At 70.0% G+C, this 997-nt stretch carries 2 protein-coding genes; both read left to right on the forward strand.

The features are described from left to right. The coding region (locus ETD85_RS62460; RefSeq protein WP_420847404.1) for a hypothetical protein at positions 1 to 580 on the forward strand (580 nt) is incomplete at its 5' end. Positions 581 to 678: 98 nt separating this feature from the next. Beyond that, positions 679 to 996: a hypothetical protein gene (locus tag ETD85_RS62465; protein ID WP_138699120.1), complete on the forward strand. Its 318-nt coding sequence runs from the start codon at positions 679 to 681 to the stop codon at positions 994 to 996. Position 997 lies beyond the last annotated feature (1 nt).

Genomic DNA, 997 nt, shown 5'->3' on the forward strand with positions numbered 1-997 from the left:
GGCCAGGAAGCCGCAGCCGGCCGGTGCCGGTGCCGGTGCTGATGCAGGGGCCGTGGTGGACAGCGGGATCCTGCGCCTGCCGGAGGTGGCGGCGCGTCCGCAGACCTTGGTGCCGTCCGCGCAGGACGTCGCCGGAACGCCGGCACAACCGCTCCCTGGAGTGCCGCAGCCAGGTGTCACGGGCTCGGCCGGCTTGGGGCAGCAGGCCGCAGCCGGTTCGGTGCAGCCGGGTGCGACCGGCTTGCCGCTGTCGGATGCGAGCGACCTGGCAGCGCAGGGTGCGCCCGGTTTGGCAGCACAGGGCACGAGCGGTGTGGCGCAGCCGGGTGTGGCCGGTTCGGGGCAGCAGGCGGTGCCTGGTGGGGTGGTGCCGCTCAGTGAGGAGGCCGCGCGGGCGGTGGCGCCCCTGCCGTGGGAGATGGCCGTGCCCGCGAAGCGAGTCGAACCTGCCGCATGGGTCAGCCCGCTGGACGGTCCGAACGGTTTTCCGATGGCCGCAGGGGGGATCGGAACGCTGCTGGGGGCCCTGTGGCTCATTGGCACGGTACAACGGGGCCGTAAAGGGAGAAAGGTGTTGTAATTCCGTCTTTACTGTTACTTTTACCCGACTAGTATTCCCTTGACCAAGGTTCCGGGACTACGCGGAGGGCACCGGTGGCACGCACGCGAGCGACAGCCGTGTCCGCAATCGTCCTGGCGCTCGGACTGACCGGCGCCGGGGCCACCCCGTTCATCGTGCAGAGCGCGAGCGCTTCCGTCTCGGCCTACGATCCGGTCGAGCCCTGTGACATCGGCGAGGCGTGCGACACCTCGCCCGAGACCACGGTGACGGTCACCACGACGCTGGGCACGCCGACTCCCGAGGAGGAGCCGGAGACGACGATCACCAAGACCGTCACGGCGACCCCGACAAAGGCGAGCAAGAGCCCGACGCCGACGAAGACCACCACGCCCCCCGCGACCACCCCGCAGAACCTGTCCCTTATACACATCTGAA

This window comes from Nonomuraea zeae, assembly GCF_005889725.1.
GTDB classification, from domain to species: domain Bacteria; phylum Actinomycetota; class Actinomycetes; order Streptosporangiales; family Streptosporangiaceae; genus Nonomuraea; species Nonomuraea zeae.